The following is a 19538-nucleotide window of genomic DNA, read 5'->3' on the forward strand; positions in this document are numbered from 1 at the left end:
TTGGGTTATGAACGTGTGCTTACACACTTCCTAACTGCCAGTTCTCCCTAATGAGGTGCGTATTATATACGCTTTATTCTGTTAGTCAAGAAGTTATTTTATTTATTTTGAGTAAGCTTTTTATTACTCATTCTAAACGCCTTCCCTTTCGACTGGGTGGCATTATACGTAGTTTTAGGCAGAAAACAAGGAAACTCTATAAATAATCTCAGTTATTTGTTATCAGTGATACTCTATCTGCCTAACCTATTGTTATCGCTATCAAACTTTAAATATTGTCTTTTATATTTACAGATTGAGCTTTTTTGTAATGGCTAACGTACTGTAGCAATATTATATAAGGCGCACAAAAAAGGAACTTACCTGATGGTAAGTTCCTTAATGTAGGCATTGTTAAAAGCAGTATCAGCCTTTTACTTTCGTTTGGATCGTCGTAACGATTCCTGACAAGGCATAGATAATACCAATGGCTAAGATACCAACAGGGATATCATATAACACGATGCTCATGATCAGTACACCAATGATAAGCACCACAAAAGGTACTTTCTTTTTGTCAAACTCTTTAAAGCTATAGTATTTGACGTTACTCACCATTAGTAAACCACAAGTCACCACCCAAGCGGCAAACAAGAACATAACGGCGGTATCGTACTGACCAATCCATTCATTATGATCAACAGCAACCATGACAGCAGAAGTGACTAAGATGGCAGCAAGTGGACTGGCCAAACCGACAAAGTACTTTTTATCGACCTCACCAATCTGCACATTAAATCGTGCAAGACGGAAAGCGCCGCAAGCCGTGAAAACAAATGCGCAGCCGATACCAATACGTCCTAATGGCTCTAATGCAAAGCTATAAATCAAAATGGCTGGTGCCACGCCAAAGGCTAACATATCTGCTAAGGAATCATACTGCTCACCAAACGGGCTTTGTGCATTGAGCATACGCGCGACACGGCCATCAGCACCATCAAGAATAGCAGATAAGAAAATAGCTAATGACGCCTTATAAAACTCACCTTGGGTACTGGCCAAAATGGAATAAAATCCTGACAGTAGTGACAAGGTAGTAATCAGGTTGGGCGCTAGATACACGCCACGACTAACTATACGCTGACCTTCAGCAACTTCTGCCTCGATCACCTCAAACGTCAAACCGTCATAACTGTCATTATTCGCTAGGCGGATATTGAGATCTTGTTCATCAATAAAAGGCGGCTGAGTGGCTGCACGATCTTGTGATACCCCTTCATTTGAAGTCGAGTTATTTGATTGATCTTTGGGTGATTGCAGGTTAGTCATCTGAATATCCTTATTCGCCGACTAGCCAGCGCACATTGGTCGCACTATCCGGTGTTAAATCTGGCGCATCCGCTACTTTTAGTGCAGGTTGTAAGAAACGCTGTATCTCACGTGCATGGTTATCAAACTGCCAAGGCGGATTGATTACCAGTAGACCTGTACCATTAAGACCAACGGCAACATCATTCGGATAAATATTCAATTCACAAACCAACTGACGGCGCATTTCAGTACGTTTCAGCTTTTTGTAAAACAACTCAACGGCTTCGATATTCTTGATAGGGAACCAAAGCGCATAAGTGCCTTGTGGCCATTTATTATAAGCAGCAACCAACAAGTCGATGAGTCGGGTAAAGTCTTTATGCTCTTGCTCATATGGTGGATCCAGAAAAATCAGACCGCGTTTTTCTTTCGGTGGAATAACCGCAGTAATACCTTCAAAAGCATCACGATGATGAATACCAATTGGCAGCTTATACAGCTGATAATTCAGCGCATCATATTCGCTAGCTTTGGCCTCAAAGGCTTCGCCACGAACGCCTGCATCTGGATTTTGTTCAACATGATGAGCAATCCACCAAGGAGAGCCAGGATAGACTTTATTGTCGTAAGTAAATCGAGCTTGTTTGATACCTTCCATATACTGTTTGACAGCAGCAGGTGCTTTTGTAGTATCAGCATTTAATAAGGCTTGAATACCACCTTTTGCCTCACCTGTTTTTCGCGACTCTTCACTGCTTAGTGAATACAGTCCACGGCCGCCATAAGCGTCAAGCACATAAAAGGGTTTGTTTTTTTGCCCTAATTGATTGAGTAATTGCACCAATAAAATGTGTTTGACCACATCAGCAAAGTTACCAGCGTGGTAGGCGTGTTTATAGTTCATAATCTCAAAAGTTTAAATAAGAAAAATTGCATCTATGGTAGCATAGGCAGAATAAAATATAATGTGGTTTTGGTAAGTACTTTCAATAAAAAGTTTTGATTGCTGGTTGATTAATCGCTAATCGACAATAATGAGACGAAATGACTAAAATTATTAGTAACCTTAATGTGACAGGGCTGATGGTCAAGCATCCAATAGGTACTGACAATCCACCTTTGCTTGCGCCCTGTGCTCATGAAACAAGAGATAAAGCATCCACTCAGCACACCCTGCAAATATCTGACTTTGCTGTTCGTTGGGAAGATAAAATGACGGATGAACAGCTCGACAAGTTTGTCGATGATGGTTGGCTCATTATTGATGATGTGTTTAATCGTACCGCATTATTAGCCTTACAAGCAGAAAGTGGGTTTATTGAATATCGTGATGCTGAGCTGACGGCGGGTGTGCGTATCAGCGATATTCGCGGTGATAGAATCCGCTGGATTACCGAAAACTTCTTTGCAGGCAATTTTTACCTGCAAAGTATCAATGTTCTTGCGACCTTATTCAATCGTAGCTTGTTCGCTGGCATTCGTCATAGTGAAGCGCATTATGCCTGCTATCCGGTGGGGTTTGGCTATCAGTGGCACAGTGACAACCCTACTGGGCGTGACGAACGCGTTATTTCAGCCGTGTTTTATCTCAATGATGAATGGTCATCTGATGATGGTGGCGCATTAGAAGTCGTCGATAAACATGGCGTTCATCATAACGTAATGCCTGTTGCCAATAGATTAATCATATTTGATAGTGACTTACGACATCAGGTGCAGATCGCTCATAGGCAACGCTATTCTATTGCGACTTGGATGCGCCGCGATAGCTTAGTGCCCTTTGTTGAAGAACATCCGTAGATCATTACCTAGCTTATTTATAAGCAAAATATTCTAGGGCCTGTTGAACCTTCAAATGTGGTGGCGCTATCTTAGCGACCAGCAGTCCTAATATTTGAATATTTAACAGCCCCTACTTGTCTATCGAAAAAAGTATTAAAAATTAACTTGATAACCAAAAGGTTCATTTATGTCTGACATCAATCACCAAACATCTCGTTCTCTACAACTAACGCATCAACAAGAAACCTTAGACTTAAGCATCGAACTGCTTGAACGCCCTTCAGTCACACCAAATGATGATGGTTGCCAAGATATACTATCAGAGCGCTTAGAACGAGCGGGCTTTGACTGTGAATTTATGTATTATGGCGATAGACAAGCAAAAGGCGAACACGCTGAAGTCAAAAACTTGTGGGCACGCCGTGGCACCACTGATCCCGTGATTTGCTTTGCCGGTCATACTGATGTTGTACCAACTGGCGATGAGAGTAATTGGACATATCCGCCATTTACGCCAACCATCGCCGACGGCTACTTATGGGCGCGCGGTGCCGCTGATATGAAAACAGGTATTGCCGCTTTTACCATCGCATCTGAACGTTTCGTGGCCAATCACCCTGAGCACAAAGGCTCTATTGCCTTTTTAATCACTTCTGATGAAGAAGGTCCTTCTATCAATGGTACGGTTAAAGTGATCGAAACCTTAGAAGCGCGTCAAGAAAAAATCACTTATTGCTTGGTTGGTGAACCATCAAGCACTGAGACACTAGGCGATATCATCAAAAACGGTCGCCGTGGCTCATTGGGTGCTGAGCTTACCGTTACGGGCAAACAAGGTCATGTGGCCTACCCGCATCTAGCATCTAACCCGATTCATGCAGCGATGTCAGCACTGGCTGAACTGACCTCTACTGCATGGGATAATGGTAACGATTATTTCCCTGCGACGTCGCTGCAAATCTCTAATATCAATGGCGGCACAGGTGCAACCAACGTCATTCCTGAGACCTTAAACGTTGTCTTTAACTTTCGTTTTTCGACAGAAACTACTGAAGAAGAATTAAAAGCAAAAACGCATGCTATCTTTGATAAGCATTTCGAGAATAGTAAGGCTAGTTATGATATCGATTGGAAGTTATCTGGTCAGCCATTTTTGACTCCTGAAGGCAAGCTGGTTTCGGCCTGTCAAAAGGCGATTAAACAAGTAACCGATACTGATACGACGCTATCAACTTCTGGTGGTACATCAGATGGACGCTTTATCGCACCAACAGGCGCGCAAGTCGTTGAACTAGGTGTGCGTAATGCAACCATTCATCAAGTTGATGAAAAAGTAGAAGTCGATGATTTGGGTAAGCTAGCGCAGATTTATGAAGGGATTTTAGAGAATTTACTGCTAGATTAACTATCTTCTTATCAGCATTAAAAAAGCGCCAAATCTAATTCAGATTTGGCGCTTTTTTATTACTTTGACAAACTTAATAAATACTAATTTTACTCAATACTAATATAAAGCTCAACTTGACCATACTCTAAATTACCCTCGACATAACGCTCGAAATCAACACCGAAAGTTCGAGTATGCTCGCAATCACGATCATGGAAATATTCCCAAGCCTTCTCCCAAGCATTCATGACCGTATTCGGCATGTGCCCTTCTTCCGAGAATACCAAATACTTGCCAGCAGGAATAGTTACCGTTATGACATCACTAGCATGAGCAGCGCTAAGGACACTTTCCGCACTCAAAACATTCTCGCCTTTTGGCTGATCGTCTTCCACTTTCCAACTAGCGACTACATCGAACGCACCAACTAAATCATCGCTTTCGTAATTATGATAGATACCATAAATATCGGCACCTTGCGCCAAATGACTAACATGATTCTGATGAAATTTTTGCCATAACCTGCCTAACTTAGCCGTTTCATGGCTGATTTCAGCATTATTAGTGGTACGAATGCTAATACCTTTGCAGTTTATTGCTTCTGCTAGTTGTTGAATATCTGAACTCATAATAGCGCCTGTATTTTAATTTGTGATTTTAAACTTATAGTTATTAGAATAAAGTTCTAGATTTCATAAAATGATTAAATGAATTTAATCCGCTTCATCAATCCAGTTCATTTGAATGGCTTCTAAGATACCTTCATTTGATTTTTGTGGATCATCATCGAAGCCTTCTAGCTCAGTGACCCAACGATGCAAGTCCGTAAAACGAATGTACTGCGGATCTGTCTCTGGAAATTTTTCGTACAACTCAATAGCGATATCTAAGCTATCCGTCCATTTTAATTTTTGCGGGATCATAGCAGCTCCTTACCTTCAACAGTTTCAATAAAATGGTTTTGACAATTTGATAGGCGCTATTTTACCAAAATTCATTGGCTGATTATAGAGAAGTTATTTATATGCCAGTGAAATGCTATCTACACCGACTTGGCAGACTTTAAAGCAGATTGGTGTGTATTCCATGTGGTAATCGTATCGGTCAAACGCTCACCTGCCATATCCAATACTTCTGGCGTACACTTGCCTTTTTTATCTGCAAAAACAAACTTGGTCATGCCCATACTCATCAGCTGGTTTTTTACAAAAAAACGATGCTCAAAATACACGTACTTCTCATCCCACCCTGCAACCTGGCTGCTAAGCGTCACTTTATCCAAAAACTTGATTGGTTTTAGATACACCATTTCTTGCATGGACATGACCCAATTCAATTTTTTAATGCCTTTTTGATGACAGCGCGCCATGACCCAGCGTGTGATGTTTAATTCAATAAATGACAAATAACGATAGTTAGGCAGATGATCACGAAACCCCATATCATGTGGTAATACTCGATAATGACGGACAGTCGGTTCGATCAAGGTTTCTATACTAATGCACTCACTCGTTGACTGCTGCTTGAGTTGTTGTTTTAGCAAACTGACCATAATAAAAAAACGTATTAACATATTCATAAGCAGCCCTCTTATTTTTTATACACATGATAAAATATGAATACTCATACTTTAACGCAAAAAAGCCACCTCAGTGACTTTCTTTATCTAAAAATTTACCTGTAAATAGTGATCGTTCAAAACATACCTTAGAGACTAATGACCGCCACCATTGATAGTACGTACCATCTCTTCTACCATTTTCTTCGCATCACCAAAGATCATCATCGTTTTGTCCATGTAGAACAAGCTGTTATCCAGACCTGCATAACCAGTACTCATTGAACGCTTGATGACCATAACCGTTTGCGCTTTGCTGACCTCTAAGATCGGCATGCCAAAGATTGGTGAAGTCGGATCATCTTTCGCAGAAGGGTTAACAACGTCATTTGCTCCGATAACCAAAACCACATCAGTACTGGCAAAGTCGGAGTTAATTTCATCCATCTCTAAAATATCATCATAAGGAACGTCTGCTTCAGCCAATAACACATTCATGTGACCTGGCATACGACCAGCAACCGGGTGGATCGCAAAACGAACGTTAACACCTTCTTCTTTTAGCAGCTCATACAACTCTTTGACCGCATTCTGTGCGCGGCCCTGTGCCATACCATAACCTGGTACGATGACCACGCTGCTAGCATTGGCCATAAGAAAGCCTGCATCTTCTGCGGAACCAGCCTTGTAGTTCTTCGGTGCCCCATCATCGCCACCTGCCGCGACCGCTGATGTCCCCATACCACCAAATAATACATTAAGTAATGAGCGGTTCATGGCTTTACACATGATGTAAGACAAAATCGCACCTGATGAACCGACCAGCGAACCGGCGATAATCAGCATCGAGTTGCCAAGGGTGAAACCAATGCCCGCTGCCGCCCAACCTGAGAATGAGTTCAATAGTGACACAACTACTGGCATATCACCGCCACCGATTGGTGCAATCCACATCCAACCAAAGATAACCGCAATCACTGCCATCGCATAAAATGCTGGTAGTGAATCAGTAACGAAATAGACGCCACCAAAACCAATCATCGCAATGAATAATAGCGCTTGGACAGGTTTTACCCAGCCGCCGACCAATGTTTTCGCCCAGCTTTTTGCTGCCAATTTACCAAAGGCAAAGACTGAGGCTGAAAAAGTAATCGCACCGATGAAGCAACCGATAAATAGCTCTACACGGGCAACGGCACCATGCTGTTGTTCAGTGTGCAATACCGTCGCAAGTGCGATCGCCACCGCGGCTAAGCCGACAAACGAATGCATCAAAGCAACTGTTTCTGGCATTTGGGTCATCGCGACTGTTTTCGCTTTCCACATACCAACGAGGGCACCTAACACCATCGCACCGATAATTAACCACAGCACAGGGCCTTCTGCTAAGAAAAATGTGGTCACAACGGCTATCGCCATCGCTGCCATACCAAAACGGTTACCACGAATAGCCGTCTTAGGGCTAGATAAACCACGTAGAGTTAAAACAAAGAGGATAGCGCCGACTAGGTAGAACCAATCTGCATTTGCCGCAATCGTTGCTGAAAAATCATTCATGCATCACCTCCATTTTCAGTTGCATTGGCTTCAACAGCGGGTGCTTTTTTTACTTTCGGTTTAAACATCGCAAGCATACGTTCCGTCACGGCAAAACCACCGAAAATATTGATACTGGCGAGAAATACCGCAAAGGCACCAAGCAGACTGGTCGGCGTAAACATCGAGCCATCAATCGTGACCGTTTGTAGCATCGCACCCACGATGACGATACTTGATAAGGCATTGGTGACGGCCATCAATGGCGTGTGCAATGCAGGCGTAACGCCCCAAACGACGTAGTATCCGACAAAAATAGCGAGCACAAATACAGTGAAAATCGCTACAAATGGTGTGCTACTCATGGCCGCACCGGCTGGCGCTGCCGCTAAAATAGTGGCAATCATCTAATCCTCCTAAAAATTTATTCATTACTGGCAAATGTGTGGTGACAAAATGTATGGGGATGAGCTATAAAAACTAGCCCGTCAAGCCCTAGCCTTTAGCGAGGCGTACTTGACTATCATGTGTCACTGCCAGAGCTCCTTGAATCTCGTCTTTCATGTTTAGCGTAAGCGTCAATGCACTTGCTGAATCACTACTTTTATCGTCTGTCGTGTCAGGTGTGATGAGCGTGGTGATAAAGTTAACTAAGTTATTGGCATACAAATCTGAAGACTGGGCTGCGAGCATCGAGGGGATATTAGCAGCCCCAACGATACGTACACCGTTGTCTGTGGTAATGGTTTCGTTAGGCACGCTGCCTTCGACGTTACCACCAGTACCGGCCGCCATATCGATCAGTACGGAACCTGCCTTCATTTTGGCAAGCGTTGCGCCATGTACCAGACGCGGGGCGTTACGACCAGGAATCTGCGCCGTGGTAATAACGATGTCAGCGTTGCTCAATGCTTTGTCCACGACAGCCGCTTGATCTTTGACATATTGCTCGGATGGCGTCCACGCATAACCACCGGTAGACTTGGCAGTCTCAGCCTCTTCTGCACTCATTGGCACATCGAGCCATTTACCACCGAGTGATTCTACTTGCTCGCGAGCGGTCGGACGTAGATCGCTGGCTTCTACCACTGCACCCAAACGCTTTGCTGTCGCAATCGCTTGTAGACCTGCAACACCCACACCTAAAATAACGACTTTGGCTGGCTTCACTGTACCTGCTGAGGTCATAAACATCGGGAAAGGACGCGAATACTCATTGGCGGCGAGCAGAACGGCTTTGTAACCTGCAAGGTTAGCCTGAGAGGATAAGACATCCATATTCTGTGCGCGTGACAAGGTGCGGGGTAATAACTCCATCGCAAACGCTGTCACGCCTTTAGACGCATAAATATCAAGTTGAGTGTTGCGATACGGGTCGAGCATACCAATGACAATCTGACCAGACGACAAACTCTCAATGGCTTCAGCTGGTAGATCATTGACGGTAGTAATGATCTTAGCTTGTGTGATTACCTCAGTGCGACTACTGGCAATGTCGGCACCCGCAGCCTGATACAACGCATCAGCATAATAGGCTGCTTGACCTGCACCTGACTGAATGACAACGTCAAATCCAAGTTTACGCAATTTCTTGACTGCGTCTGGGGTTATGGCTACACGTCTCTCGCTCGTGATATCTGCACTGATTACACCGATTTTCATACCGTCTCCTTACTTATGTCAAATGACTTTATTTACGTCCCACAACTACCGTTAATATTAATACCCTCAGCACCTAAAAAGCACAGGGGACATAAACCTCTAGTCGTGATTAATCCATTAGAGCGACCAAAGAACTATCAATTTAATAAATGATATATAGTTTTTCATCATGCCTTTTTATTATAGAGATATCGTTCGTCAAGTTTCATCGTCTAATGATGACGCACAAGTAAAAGAAAAATTCAGTGATTTGTGTCATCTCTCAATCTTTATTGTTATATTGAGAATTTTTATTTTTCAGAAATACACAATATTTTGTACCATCTAGCCTATCGATACTCTTCTTAACTCTTTAAATTTATGCATATTCTAAGCGTGATATAAAAAACCTAAAACAGTGATGAGTCAGTCAATTCTCCCCTCTAACTACCGTATAATAGAAACAATAAACACTTTGATACCTCCATTGCTAATCTGGATTATTGACTCACTATAATAAGGAGTAACCATGTACTTTTTGCTTTCACCTGCCAAATCTTTGAACGAAACAGATGCTATACCTATCAGTATGGGTAACTACTATAGCCAGCCTGAGCTCATTGAACACTCACAAGCGTTGATGAAAATACTAAAATCAAAAGAGCCAATTGACTTGCAAGAATTGATGAGTATTTCTGATGATTTAGCACAGCTCAATGCTGAACGTAATCAGCAATGGCACTGGAGTAAGGATCAGCCATTCACCGTTGACGCAACTGCTAATGTAGCCAAACCTGCAGGTTACCTGTTCGATGGCGACGTCTATACTGGACTCGATATGTATCACATGGATAAAGACACAGCTATCTATGTGAATGAGCATCTGGGGATTTTGTCAGGGCTATATGGTGTGCTTAAACCGCTGGATTTGATTCAGCCGTATCGCCTAGAGATGGGTACCAAGCTAGCAAATGAGCGCGGTGCTAATTTATATGAGTTCTGGGGCGAGGAAGTGACTGGCGTTATCAATGCACGAATGGCTGATAGCGACGATAAAACATTGATTAATCTAGCGTCAAACGAATACTTTAAAGCGATAAAAAAGAAAGCACTGAAGGCAGAAATCATCACGCCAAGATTTGAAGATGAGAAAAATGGTCAATATAAAGTGATCAGCTTTTATGCCAAAAAAGCACGTGGCCTAATGGTCAAGTATGCCGCCGATAACAAACTGAGCAATGCTGAACAACTAAAGCAGTTTGATTTGGCAGGATATTATTATTGCGCAGCCGCTTCTGATGATAAAACGTGGACGTTTAGACGGGATTCAGTGGATCAGTAGATCAGTATAAAATTTTTCAGACCTCAAAATAAAACCCCGATAGGCTCAGCCTATCGGGGTTTTATTTTGACGAAGACATAGCAAATTTAGCTAGGAGCTAGTTTATGTAGGTAACTTGAGATTATAAATCGAGCTCTTTAATTAATTATTTTTTTAGAGCAAGTATATACTTCACCATCAGTATCGTCTTTCAAAACTACACTTGATTTTGATAGAGATATAATTGTAGAAGAATCAGTCATATTTTGGGGGAAAATATCAGTCAGATTAAACGATTCATCCATATATGGATGGCTAATATTCTTAATTTTCATATCTTCCGTTATTTCAAACAGTTTTTTATTTTTTATCTCCCAAGTACCTGTTCCAGAATAATAGTATTCAAGTGTTATATTTTCTTTGGAGTACTCTATTGATATCGTACCAAAGTCATTACTTCGACCATTGGAAAAATAAGAACTCTCTCCTTCTATAATAATCGTACCATCTTCAGATATATCCCGGAATTCACAATTCCAAGTACCTACTAACTTAGAGCTATACATCTGATCAATACTTGAGAGGTCGTTCACCTTATTACTTTGAGCAATACTAGAACTGTATGGAACAAACAGGGTACTAAGTGAAACAAAAGCTATGAATAATGATTTTTTCATTAATTTTCCAAAAAATTGAATAAGAGTACTACTTTATGTATAATTTTGACTAATATTTTGTTTCTATATTATGACTATTAATTTTAGCATTTTCAAACTAATAATAAACATCTATCTCTTAATTTTAAAAAACCCCGATAAGCTCAGCCTATTGGAGTTTTTCTATATAACGCCCACTATCCTATTGGGCTAGATATAAAAAAGCCCTGCTATCTTGCGATAACAGGACTTCAATGATTAAACAGACTTTATGACATTGGTAATACTTTTAGCGAAAAGCGATTTGTCGAGGAAGACGAGCGAAAATAGTACCTATTGTACATTGAGCGCGTCTGACAAAGAAAAATCGCTTTGTAGCAGAAGTAAAATTACATCATGCCGCCCATTCCACCCATACCGCCCATTCCACCAGCAGCGCCGCCCATAGCAGCCATACCGTCATCACTCTGTGGCAAATCAGTGATCATCACTTCGGTGGTTAGCATTAGGCCTGCGACAGATGCAGCGTTTTCTAGTGCTGAACGAGATACTTTAGCAGGATCTAGGATACCCATTTCTAGCATATCGCCATATTCACCAGAAGCAGCATTGTAACCATAGTTACCGCTACCATTTCTCACTTCGTTAACCACTACTGACGCTTCTTCGCCTGAGTTAGTCACGATTTGACGTAACGGTGCTTCCATCGCGCGGCGTAGAATATTGATACCTGCGTTTTGGTCGTCGTTGTCGCCTATCAATTCAGACAAAGAAGTCATGGCACGAACTAGAGCAACACCGCCGCCAGGCACAACGCCTTCTTCTACCGCTGCACGAGTTGCATGTAGTGCATCATCAACACGGTCTTTCTTCTCTTTCATTTCAGTTTCAGTCGCTGCGCCAACCTTGATAACGGCAACGCCGCCAGCCAATTTAGCCATACGCTCTTGAAGCTTCTCTTTATCGTAATCAGACGTTGATTCTTCAACTTGACGTTTGATAGATTCAACACGATTTTCGATGTCAGCAGTGTTACCAGCGCCATCAACGATTACAGTGTTTTCTTTGCCGACTGTGACTTTCTTAGCGGTACCAAGCTGCTCTAGAGTAGCAGTCTCTAAGCTTAGGCCAATCTCTTCAGAGATGACCGTACCGCCAGTTAGTGTCGCAATATCTTCTAGCATTGCTTTACGACGATCGCCGAAACCTGGTGCTTTTACCGCACAAGTTTTTAAGCCACCACGCATGTTGTTGACAACTAGCGTCGCCAATGCTTCGTTTTCTACATCTTCAGCGATGATTAGCAACGGTTTGCTCTGCTGCATTACTTGCTCAAGTAATGGTACGATCTCACGGATGTTGCTGATTTTTTTATCCACTAGCAAGATGTACGGGTTTTCAAACTCAGCCGTCAAGCTGTCTTGCTTGTTTGCGAAGTATGGGCTGATGTAACCACGGTCAAACTGCATACCTTCTACAACTTCTAAGGTATCTTCAAAGCTTGAACCTTCTTCAACAGTGATCACGCCTTGCTTACCAACTTTTTCCATCGCTTGAGCAATGAGCTCACCAATTTTGGTGTCTGAGTTAGCCGAGATAGAACCCACTTGGGCAATTGCTTTTGAGTCATCAGCTGGTGTAGATAGGTTATGAATTTCTTGAACCGCTGCACGTACCGCTTTATCGATACCACGCTTCAGATCCATTGGGTTCATGCCAGCAGCAACTGATTTCATGCCTTCTTGCAAGATTGACTGAGCCAATACCGTCGCAGTCGTTGTACCATCACCAGCGACATCATTTGTGCGGCTAGCCACTTCACGAACCAATTGTGCTCCCATGTTTTCGAATTTGTTTTCAAGTTCGATTTCTTTAGCAACTGATACACCATCTTTCGTGATCGTTGGCGCGCCGAATGACTTGTCGATAACCACGTTACGACCTTTAGGGCCTAGCGTTACTTTTACAGCGTTCGCTAGAACGTTTACGCCGTCCATCATTTGTTTACGGGCGTCAATGCCAAATTTTACGTCTTTTGCCATGTTAAATTACTCCACTATTATAATAAGTATAAGAATACAATTAAATGATTCAAGAATATGGTTATAAATGTGCTTAGCTAAAATAGCCTTATAGGCACCCTTTTAAGCACCTAGCCTTCTAGCACACCCAATACATCAGATTCTTTCATAATAAGTAGCTCGTCGCCGTCAACTTTTACCGTTTGACCAGCATATTGACCGAACAAAACTTTGTCGCCAGCTTTTACATCTAACGCACGAATTTCACCGTTGTCACGAACCTGACCGTTACCCACTGCTAGCACTTCACCTTGTGATGGTTTTTCTTGTGCAGACCCAGGAAGTAAGATACCACCAGCAGTTTTTGTCTCTTCTTCTATACGGCGGACGACAATACGGTCATGTAAAGGACGAATGTTCATCGATATGACTCCAAAAGTTGGTTATTAAAATTAAGGGTTTATTTGAATTAATGGTCTCAATACCGATATCTGTAACAAGTGCCGCTAAAAGCAGCGTATTACAGATAAGCGTTGAGCTTGTATCAAAAAATGGGGGCAAGATGTATTCGCTTCAAGTGTAAATCCTAAAAATTTATAAGTATTTTCTAAGACATTTGAGTATGGCGGCATGAACTCAACGCGTTTTGATAGCAACATTAGATACAAGAGCAACACACCACTGGCAGCAACTACTCTTGAAAACGTAACAAGGTATGACCATTATAGTGTTTATAAAAATCTTAATATGATAAATAGAAATTGATATATCAACGATACTTGATCTAATATTTAACCTAAGGAACCTTTATGCGTTTTTCACTAACGAATAAAAACTCACGAATAGACAAATCTGACAATTCCAAAAACAGTAAGTCTAAAAAAAACGGCAAGTCTAAACTGTTAACAGCGTTAACCTCAGGTGCTAGTATTGCTGCTATTAGCGCTGCCAGCATGGCGGCTCCCACTATTGCTAGCGCAAAAACCATCCAGCCTTCAAGTGCCAATTATAGCTTTACCGTAGAAGACAAATACAAAGGTACGGCGACTCGTACGCTAAGCAAATCAGGCAGCACATGGAAATACAATGTCAGTGCTCGCGTCGCTGGTGTGGCAAGTGCCTCACAAAACAGCACCTTTACCATTAACGGTAACAACGTCAGTCCAAGCAAAGCCAGTACTACTTATAAGCTATTAGGCATTGGTCGCACGCATAAGCTAGACTTTAACTCGAGCACTAAAAAGGTTGTGAGTAACTATAAAGGCAAATCAACGACTTTGAACATGTCGCAACAAGCCTTTGATGACTTGAGCCTTGAAGTACAGATTCGCCAAGATTTATTGAACGGTAAATTCTCTGGTAATTACTACATGGCGAAAAAAGACAAAATAGAAAAGACCCCATTCAAAAAATCTGGCAGCAGCAAAATCACCGTACCCGCTGGTACTTTTGATACAGTTCGTGTCGACCGTGTCCACGATGACAATAGCCGCTCTACCAGCTTTTGGTTAGCACCAAGCTTAGACTACTTACCAGTAAAAGTAAGTCAGGTAAATGATGGCAAGAAAATGGATTTAGAATTAACCAAGCTTAACTAAGCTAGTTGTTACTAGTCCATTCGTGGAACCCAAAGAAAGATCATAAAAAAACGGCGCTCCGATATAGAGCGCCGCTTTTTTAGCTTTATACGATGGGTACTGGTATTTTTACTTTATACTGACAACTAATAAACTTCACTTGGTAAGCGTTACTTGTTGAGCACTACTTATTGAATATAGTCAACCCACTATAAAATAAATACAGCGATATGGGTTACATTTTGCGCTGCCTCTGTCTGCGTAGGCACAGCAAGCAAGAAAAATGCAACCCATATCGCGTAGTTGTACCTCTTTTATTTAGGATTGACTATATTAGGAAAACTGACTCACTGACGAGGTTTTTTGACCACATTGTTCATCGAAGGCAGTCGTTTAAGTAAAATAAACAGCCAAAAATTGATAGACAGCAATAGCACAAAATCAATGATATAGACGGCTATCTCTGCCCAGCTACTACCGTAAGCTCTAGCAAACAATACCACTCCACTCCCACCTAGATAGACAAGTATAAACATACTGCTAATTAATAACGCATAAGGTGAGCGTCCACGTAATATCGATGGCGTCAAAATGAGTGCAGGGACTAGCCACAGCGCTTGCCATGCGACACCACCCACGATATCAGGGCTACTCGGGTTGAATACATTAATAAGTATAGGCAGCCCCAGCAATCGATAGGCGAGCCAAATCAGCCACGTCACCATCAAGCGCTGACGGATAGGTGCAATCGGTTTTTTTACTTTGACAGGCTTAGCAGTTTTTTTTGCTGGAGCAGTCATATTTGTCTCACTGTCGGAGCGGTTTGTAGCCATTAGATATATGTTTTTCCTAATTAATAGCGTTATATAGTCAGTGCTCTATGTGCTGCCTGCTATAAAAATCGCCTAGCGACGCCAGTTAGCTTGAGCCAATGCTTTGGCACTCACTGCCAGACGATGGCCTTGAGCAATTGCCAGCTCACTCTCATCGGCAGATACAGGTTGATCGTGTGCCGCACCACTGACGTGACTGGCTCCATAAGGCGACCCACCACGATGGGTACGGTTTAGCGCTGGCTCTGCATAAGGCAAGCCAACGATAATCATGCCATGATGCATCAATGGCAACATCATCGTGAGCAATGTCGTTTCTTGACCGCCATGCATCGAACCGGTCGCCGTAAATACTGAAGCTGGCTTGTTTTGTAAATCTCCTGCTAGCCAAATGGTCACAGTGTTGTCCCAAAAGTATTTCATGGGTGCTGCCATATTACCAAAGTGCGTTGGGCTACCAAGCGCCAGACCGCTACAGTTTTTTAGGTCATCCATGGTGCAATAAAGGTCACCGTCATCAGGTATGGCAGGCTTGCTAGATGTCGTCTCGGGCGCGACAGTTGGCACAGTACGAATACGTGCCGTCATACCAGCATCCTCAATACCTTGGGCGATAGCATATGCCAATGTCTTAGTCGTACCGTAGCTAGAATAATAAAGTACCAACACGTAAGGGGCAGTCTGACTCATTAGCAACACTTCCTCAGAAAATCATTAACGTTATGATTGATAGTAATAGCGTTTTTTGTGGTAGAGCCATTTATAGAGAATCATTCATAGCAAACCACTCATCACAAAAGCATCCACATTAATGCCACTATCAATATAGGTGCACATTATGCCCGAGTCATTCACTCACATGCAAACAACCTCACATTACATTGTAGCGGGTAACACTCTATATCAGTGGTAACCATAAATCTTTGTTACACTATTGTCACTACAATACCTGTTAGACGATAAATATGGAAAACTTAACAAAAAAAATCCCGTTTTTACAACAACGGTGGTTTCAGTTTTTGCGTTTTTTATTTGGGCATTTCTTTGAGGATAACTGCCAACAAAAAGCCGCCTCTCTAACCTATACCACCATGCTATCAATAGTGCCGATGTTGACGGTACTGTTGATGATTTTGTCTTCTGTACCCGCACTTGCTTCCGTCAGAGCACAGATATATAACGTGATTTATAGCAACTTGCTACCACAATCTAGCATGCAGGTTAGCGAATACATCAACAATTTTGCTGAAAAATCCTCTAACTTAACGGTCATTGGTGCGATGGTGTTGTTTTTTACGACAATCATGACGTTGACGACTATTGAACGTGCTTTCAACCAGATTTGGCGAGTAGAAAACCGCTCTGGTGGTTTAAAAAGCATGCTGCGCTACTGGACGATGGTGACACTAGGGCCGTTAGTATTAGGTACCGCTTTTATTGCCTCAAGTGCGGTTCAGAGCATGAGTTTCTTGAATCAACAGGTTGCAGGCTACGGTATTGACTGGTCCATTTGGGTTCGAGGTGTCACCATCGGTATCACCGTTGCAGGGTTCATCGGTATGTACTGGTTCATTCCGAAAGCACGCGTACCAGCGAAAAGCGCGGCAATAGCAGGTGTATTGGTAGCCATCATTTTTGAATTGATGAAATACCTATTTGGTACTGTTATGGCAAACTTTACCAGTTATGAAGCCATTTACGGAGCGTTTGCGGCACTGCCGATATTCTTACTTTGGATTTATCTATCATGGAATTTGATTTTATTGGGTGTTGAAATTAGTTATACCCTGACTATTTTTGAGACCGAAGAAATTTGTCCACGCCACCCGTTGCTAAGCTTGCTAGACATGCTTAATCTAGTATACACCTACCATTTAAAAGGAGAAGCTGTCAGTGAACGGGCACTGCGCAGCATACTGGGACGCAAAGAGCTGCCCAAATGGTATACCTATATTAACTACTTACAGAGCAGCAATCTCATCATTATGACCGAAGATAACGACTATGTTCTCAAAAAAGACTTGAGTACCATGACGTTGTGGGATTTTTATCGCACGCTACCCTACCCCCTACCCATCAAAGATGAATTTGAAGGGATGAGTCTAGAAGATCAAACACCTTGGTTTAGCTTACTAATAGATCGTTTTGAGCATACAGAGGCTTATGCTAAACAGCAACTAGACTTGCCGTTGAGCCTTATTTTTGCAAATGCTGAACCACGCAAAAAAACCTCTGCCAATAAAGAAAACTTTAAAGGTCATGACCCCCATTTATTTAGAAAAACTACCGCTACTACAACAGATCAATGGGCAAAGGAGTATTCAGGTAAGGAAAAAACTCCACACTTTGAGCCTATGCCCTATGACAAAAACAGTGACATAACAGTCGATGACCATAAGAGAGATATCATTACTGAAGCTGACAATCCTGTGAGCTAAACAACGCTGTAGGCTAAACGCAGTCAAAGCCTTATCCATCCACTATAGTAAAAGCATTATAGAACAAGATAGTCAAAAAGCTATAAAATGGGTACAAAGCTGTCGACTGCAAATTATATAAGTCATACATCTTAAGGATAGCCAACGCTATATCGGTTTAGTCGTTCACTGACTATACATCGTCATCCTTACTTGGGGTACTACTTGTACTGTCTGTACTTGGTTTACTTGTAGAAAAATTATTGGCACGCAATAATGCTCAGCATCTATATTTTGATCATGTTAGTGCGTTTGATAGCCACATCCGTCAAACCCGACTATCACCATTAAGACAATCTTATCTTCACCCATAAATTTGATACCCATTACTGGTATTAAAGCGATAAAATAGCGATAAAATAATCAAACCGTTTTAGTGCTTATAAGCATCAAGCGTAAGCCTTTTAATCCTCACTTGAGACCCTTTTCATGACTTCTACAAGCAACCTCACCGTACTGGAAATCAGTGCAATATTTTTATCTATCACGGCTTTACTCACTTATGTTAATCATCGTTTTATCGGTCTACCGACCACGATTGGCGTGATGGTTATCTCTATTGTTTTATCTATCGGTGCGATATTTTTGGGATTTTTAGGATTTGATCAGCTTATTGATTATGAAGTGAGCTTATTAGAGCAACTCGATTTTACCGAGGTGTTATTAGACGGCATGCTTTCTATGCTGCTATTCGCAGGTGCGCTTCATGTCAATATTAGTGATTTAAAACGCTATAAACTGCCGATTGGTATTCTTGCCTGTGTTGGCACTATTGTCTCAGCAATGCTTATTGCCGCTGCACTATACTTTATGTTGCCGCTGCTTGGTTTTGGCTTACCGTTTCTTTGGTGCTTATTATTTGGTGCGCTCATATCACCAACTGACCCTATTGCTGTGATGGGAATTCTCTCATCAGCGGGAGCCCCAAAAAGTATAGAAACGGTCATTGCGGGTGAGTCATTATTTAATGATGGTATCGGTGTGGTTATCTTTGTGCTATTACTCGGTATTTTATCCAGTGGTGACATCCCAACGGTCGATTACGTGGCGCATACCTTAGCTGTGGAAGCAGGTGGTGGTATTGTCTTTGGCTTGGTGCTCGGGGCGATTTTGTATTATATGCTTAAGAGTATCGACAGCTATCAAGAGGAAGTATTATTAACACTTGCAGGCGTGATAGGTGGTTATGCACTGGCCAGTCATTGGCATCTATCAGGACCACTCGCGATGGTGATGATGGGGTTAATGGTTGGTAATCGCGGGCGTGCCTTCGCTATGAGCGATAAGACCCGTCATTATATTGATTTGTTTTGGGAATTGATTGATGAGATTTTGAACGCTATTTTATTCGTGCTAATCGGTTTAGAGGTGGTGATGATTGCCTATTCTGGCAATTTATTTATCGCGGCAGGTTTAACAATTGTCATTGCTTTGCTTGCTCGGTTTATCGTTGTGGGTA

At 42.1% G+C, this 19538-nt stretch carries 19 protein-coding genes; 6 read left to right on the plus strand and 13 right to left on the minus strand.

Going from position 1 to position 19538, the window contains the following annotated elements; all coding sequences use genetic code 11:
* Positions 1-405: 405 nt before the first annotated feature.
* A complete protein-coding gene (gene pssA / locus ACT3QP_RS11515; RefSeq protein WP_444525587.1) occupies positions 406-1308 on the minus strand; it encodes a CDP-diacylglycerol--serine O-phosphatidyltransferase in 903 nt (300 codons plus the stop codon).
* Between the two features lie 10 nt (positions 1309-1318).
* The gene (locus ACT3QP_RS11520; protein ID WP_444525588.1) at positions 1319-2194 is read right to left on the minus strand and encodes a 23S rRNA (adenine(2030)-N(6))-methyltransferase RlmJ; all 876 of its coding nucleotides are present in this window, start codon (positions 2192-2194) and stop codon (positions 1319-1321) included.
* A 140-nt stretch (positions 2195-2334) separates the two neighbouring features.
* Between ACT3QP_RS11520 and ACT3QP_RS11525 the strand changes: the two genes are divergently transcribed.
* Positions 2335-3090, plus strand: a complete 756-nt coding sequence (locus tag ACT3QP_RS11525) for a 2OG-Fe(II) oxygenase (RefSeq protein WP_444525589.1) — start codon at positions 2335-2337, stop codon at positions 3088-3090.
* A 169-nt stretch (positions 3091-3259) separates the two neighbouring features.
* On the plus strand, positions 3260-4477 hold the full coding sequence (gene dapE, locus ACT3QP_RS11530; RefSeq protein ID WP_444525590.1) for a succinyl-diaminopimelate desuccinylase: 1218 nt from the start codon (positions 3260-3262) through the stop codon (positions 4475-4477).
* 89 nt (positions 4478-4566) lie between these two features.
* On the opposite strand, the gene ACT3QP_RS11535 is transcribed toward dapE, so the two are convergent.
* The 6 genes from ACT3QP_RS11535 to ACT3QP_RS11560 all read right to left on the minus strand — a co-directional run bounded on the left by ACT3QP_RS11535 (position 4567) and on the right by ACT3QP_RS11560 (position 9215).
* The gene (locus ACT3QP_RS11535; RefSeq protein WP_444525591.1) at positions 4567-5088 is read right to left on the minus strand and encodes a GyrI-like domain-containing protein; all 522 of its coding nucleotides are present in this window, start codon (positions 5086-5088) and stop codon (positions 4567-4569) included.
* 84 nt (positions 5089-5172) lie between these two features.
* Positions 5173-5382 carry a Fe-S cluster assembly protein IscX gene (iscX, locus tag ACT3QP_RS11540; RefSeq protein ID WP_010196865.1) on the minus strand — a complete coding sequence of 70 codons (210 nt, stop codon included), beginning with the start codon at positions 5380-5382 and terminating at the stop codon, positions 5173-5175.
* Between the two features lie 119 nt (positions 5383-5501).
* A complete protein-coding gene (locus ACT3QP_RS11545) occupies positions 5502-6038 on the minus strand; it encodes an acyl-CoA thioesterase (RefSeq protein ID WP_444525592.1) in 537 nt (178 codons plus the stop codon).
* Between the two features lie 135 nt (positions 6039-6173).
* Positions 6174-7574, minus strand: coding sequence for an NAD(P)(+) transhydrogenase (Re/Si-specific) subunit beta (locus tag ACT3QP_RS11550; protein WP_444525593.1), 1401 nt, complete (start codon positions 7572-7574; stop codon positions 6174-6176).
* Complete coding sequence (locus ACT3QP_RS11555) at positions 7571-7918, minus strand: proton-translocating transhydrogenase family protein (protein WP_444525602.1); 348 nt, start codon at positions 7916-7918, stop codon at positions 7571-7573. The genes ACT3QP_RS11550 and ACT3QP_RS11555 overlap by 4 nt, the downstream gene beginning before the upstream one ends.
* A 130-nt stretch (positions 7919-8048) precedes the next feature.
* The gene (locus tag ACT3QP_RS11560) at positions 8049-9215 is read right to left on the minus strand and encodes an NAD(P) transhydrogenase subunit alpha (protein WP_444525594.1); all 1167 of its coding nucleotides are present in this window, start codon (positions 9213-9215) and stop codon (positions 8049-8051) included.
* A 508-nt stretch (positions 9216-9723) separates the two neighbouring features.
* On the opposite strand from ACT3QP_RS11560, the gene yaaA reads away from it, so the two are divergent.
* Positions 9724-10536 carry a peroxide stress protein YaaA gene (gene yaaA / locus ACT3QP_RS11565; protein WP_444525595.1) on the plus strand — a complete coding sequence of 271 codons (813 nt, stop codon included), beginning with the start codon at positions 9724-9726 and terminating at the stop codon, positions 10534-10536.
* 137 nt (positions 10537-10673) lie between these two features.
* Here the strand turns inward: yaaA and ACT3QP_RS11570 are convergent, their stop codons facing one another.
* The 3 genes from ACT3QP_RS11570 to ACT3QP_RS11580 form a co-directional block, all read right to left on the minus strand.
* Positions 10674-11192 carry a hypothetical protein gene (locus ACT3QP_RS11570; protein WP_444525596.1) on the minus strand — a complete coding sequence of 173 codons (519 nt, stop codon included), beginning with the start codon at positions 11190-11192 and terminating at the stop codon, positions 10674-10676.
* Positions 11193-11560: 368 nt separating this feature from the next.
* Entirely contained in the window at positions 11561-13213 is a 1653-nt protein-coding gene (groL, locus tag ACT3QP_RS11575) for a chaperonin GroEL (protein WP_444525597.1), read from the minus strand.
* A 110-nt stretch (positions 13214-13323) separates the two neighbouring features.
* A complete protein-coding gene (locus ACT3QP_RS11580) occupies positions 13324-13614 on the minus strand; it encodes a co-chaperone GroES (RefSeq protein ID WP_444525598.1) in 291 nt (96 codons plus the stop codon).
* Between the two features lie 387 nt (positions 13615-14001).
* Between ACT3QP_RS11580 and ACT3QP_RS11585 the strand changes: the two genes are divergently transcribed.
* A complete protein-coding gene (locus tag ACT3QP_RS11585; protein ID WP_444525599.1) occupies positions 14002-14790 on the plus strand; it encodes a DUF3108 domain-containing protein in 789 nt (262 codons plus the stop codon).
* Between the two features lie 326 nt (positions 14791-15116).
* On the opposite strand, the gene ACT3QP_RS11590 is transcribed toward ACT3QP_RS11585, so the two are convergent.
* Positions 15117-15569, minus strand: a complete 453-nt coding sequence (locus ACT3QP_RS11590) for a hypothetical protein (protein ID WP_413038414.1) — start codon at positions 15567-15569, stop codon at positions 15117-15119.
* 105 nt (positions 15570-15674) lie between these two features.
* Positions 15675-16292, minus strand: a complete 618-nt coding sequence (gene wrbA, locus ACT3QP_RS11595) for an NAD(P)H:quinone oxidoreductase (protein ID WP_192517981.1) — start codon at positions 16290-16292, stop codon at positions 15675-15677.
* Between the two features lie 275 nt (positions 16293-16567).
* Here wrbA and ACT3QP_RS11600 point away from each other — a divergent pair, with 275 nt between their 5' ends.
* Together ACT3QP_RS11600 and ACT3QP_RS11605 are read left to right on the plus strand one after the other, a co-directional pair.
* Positions 16568-18040, plus strand: coding sequence for a YihY/virulence factor BrkB family protein (locus ACT3QP_RS11600; RefSeq protein ID WP_444525600.1), 1473 nt, complete (start codon positions 16568-16570; stop codon positions 18038-18040).
* Positions 18041-18508: 468 nt separating this feature from the next.
* On the plus strand, positions 18509-19538 hold a 1030-nt coding region (locus tag ACT3QP_RS11605), incomplete at its 3' end, for a cation:proton antiporter (RefSeq protein ID WP_444525601.1).

Source organism: Psychrobacter sp. AOP7-B1-24 (assembly GCF_052376215.1).
Classification (GTDB): domain Bacteria; phylum Pseudomonadota; class Gammaproteobacteria; order Pseudomonadales; family Moraxellaceae; genus Psychrobacter.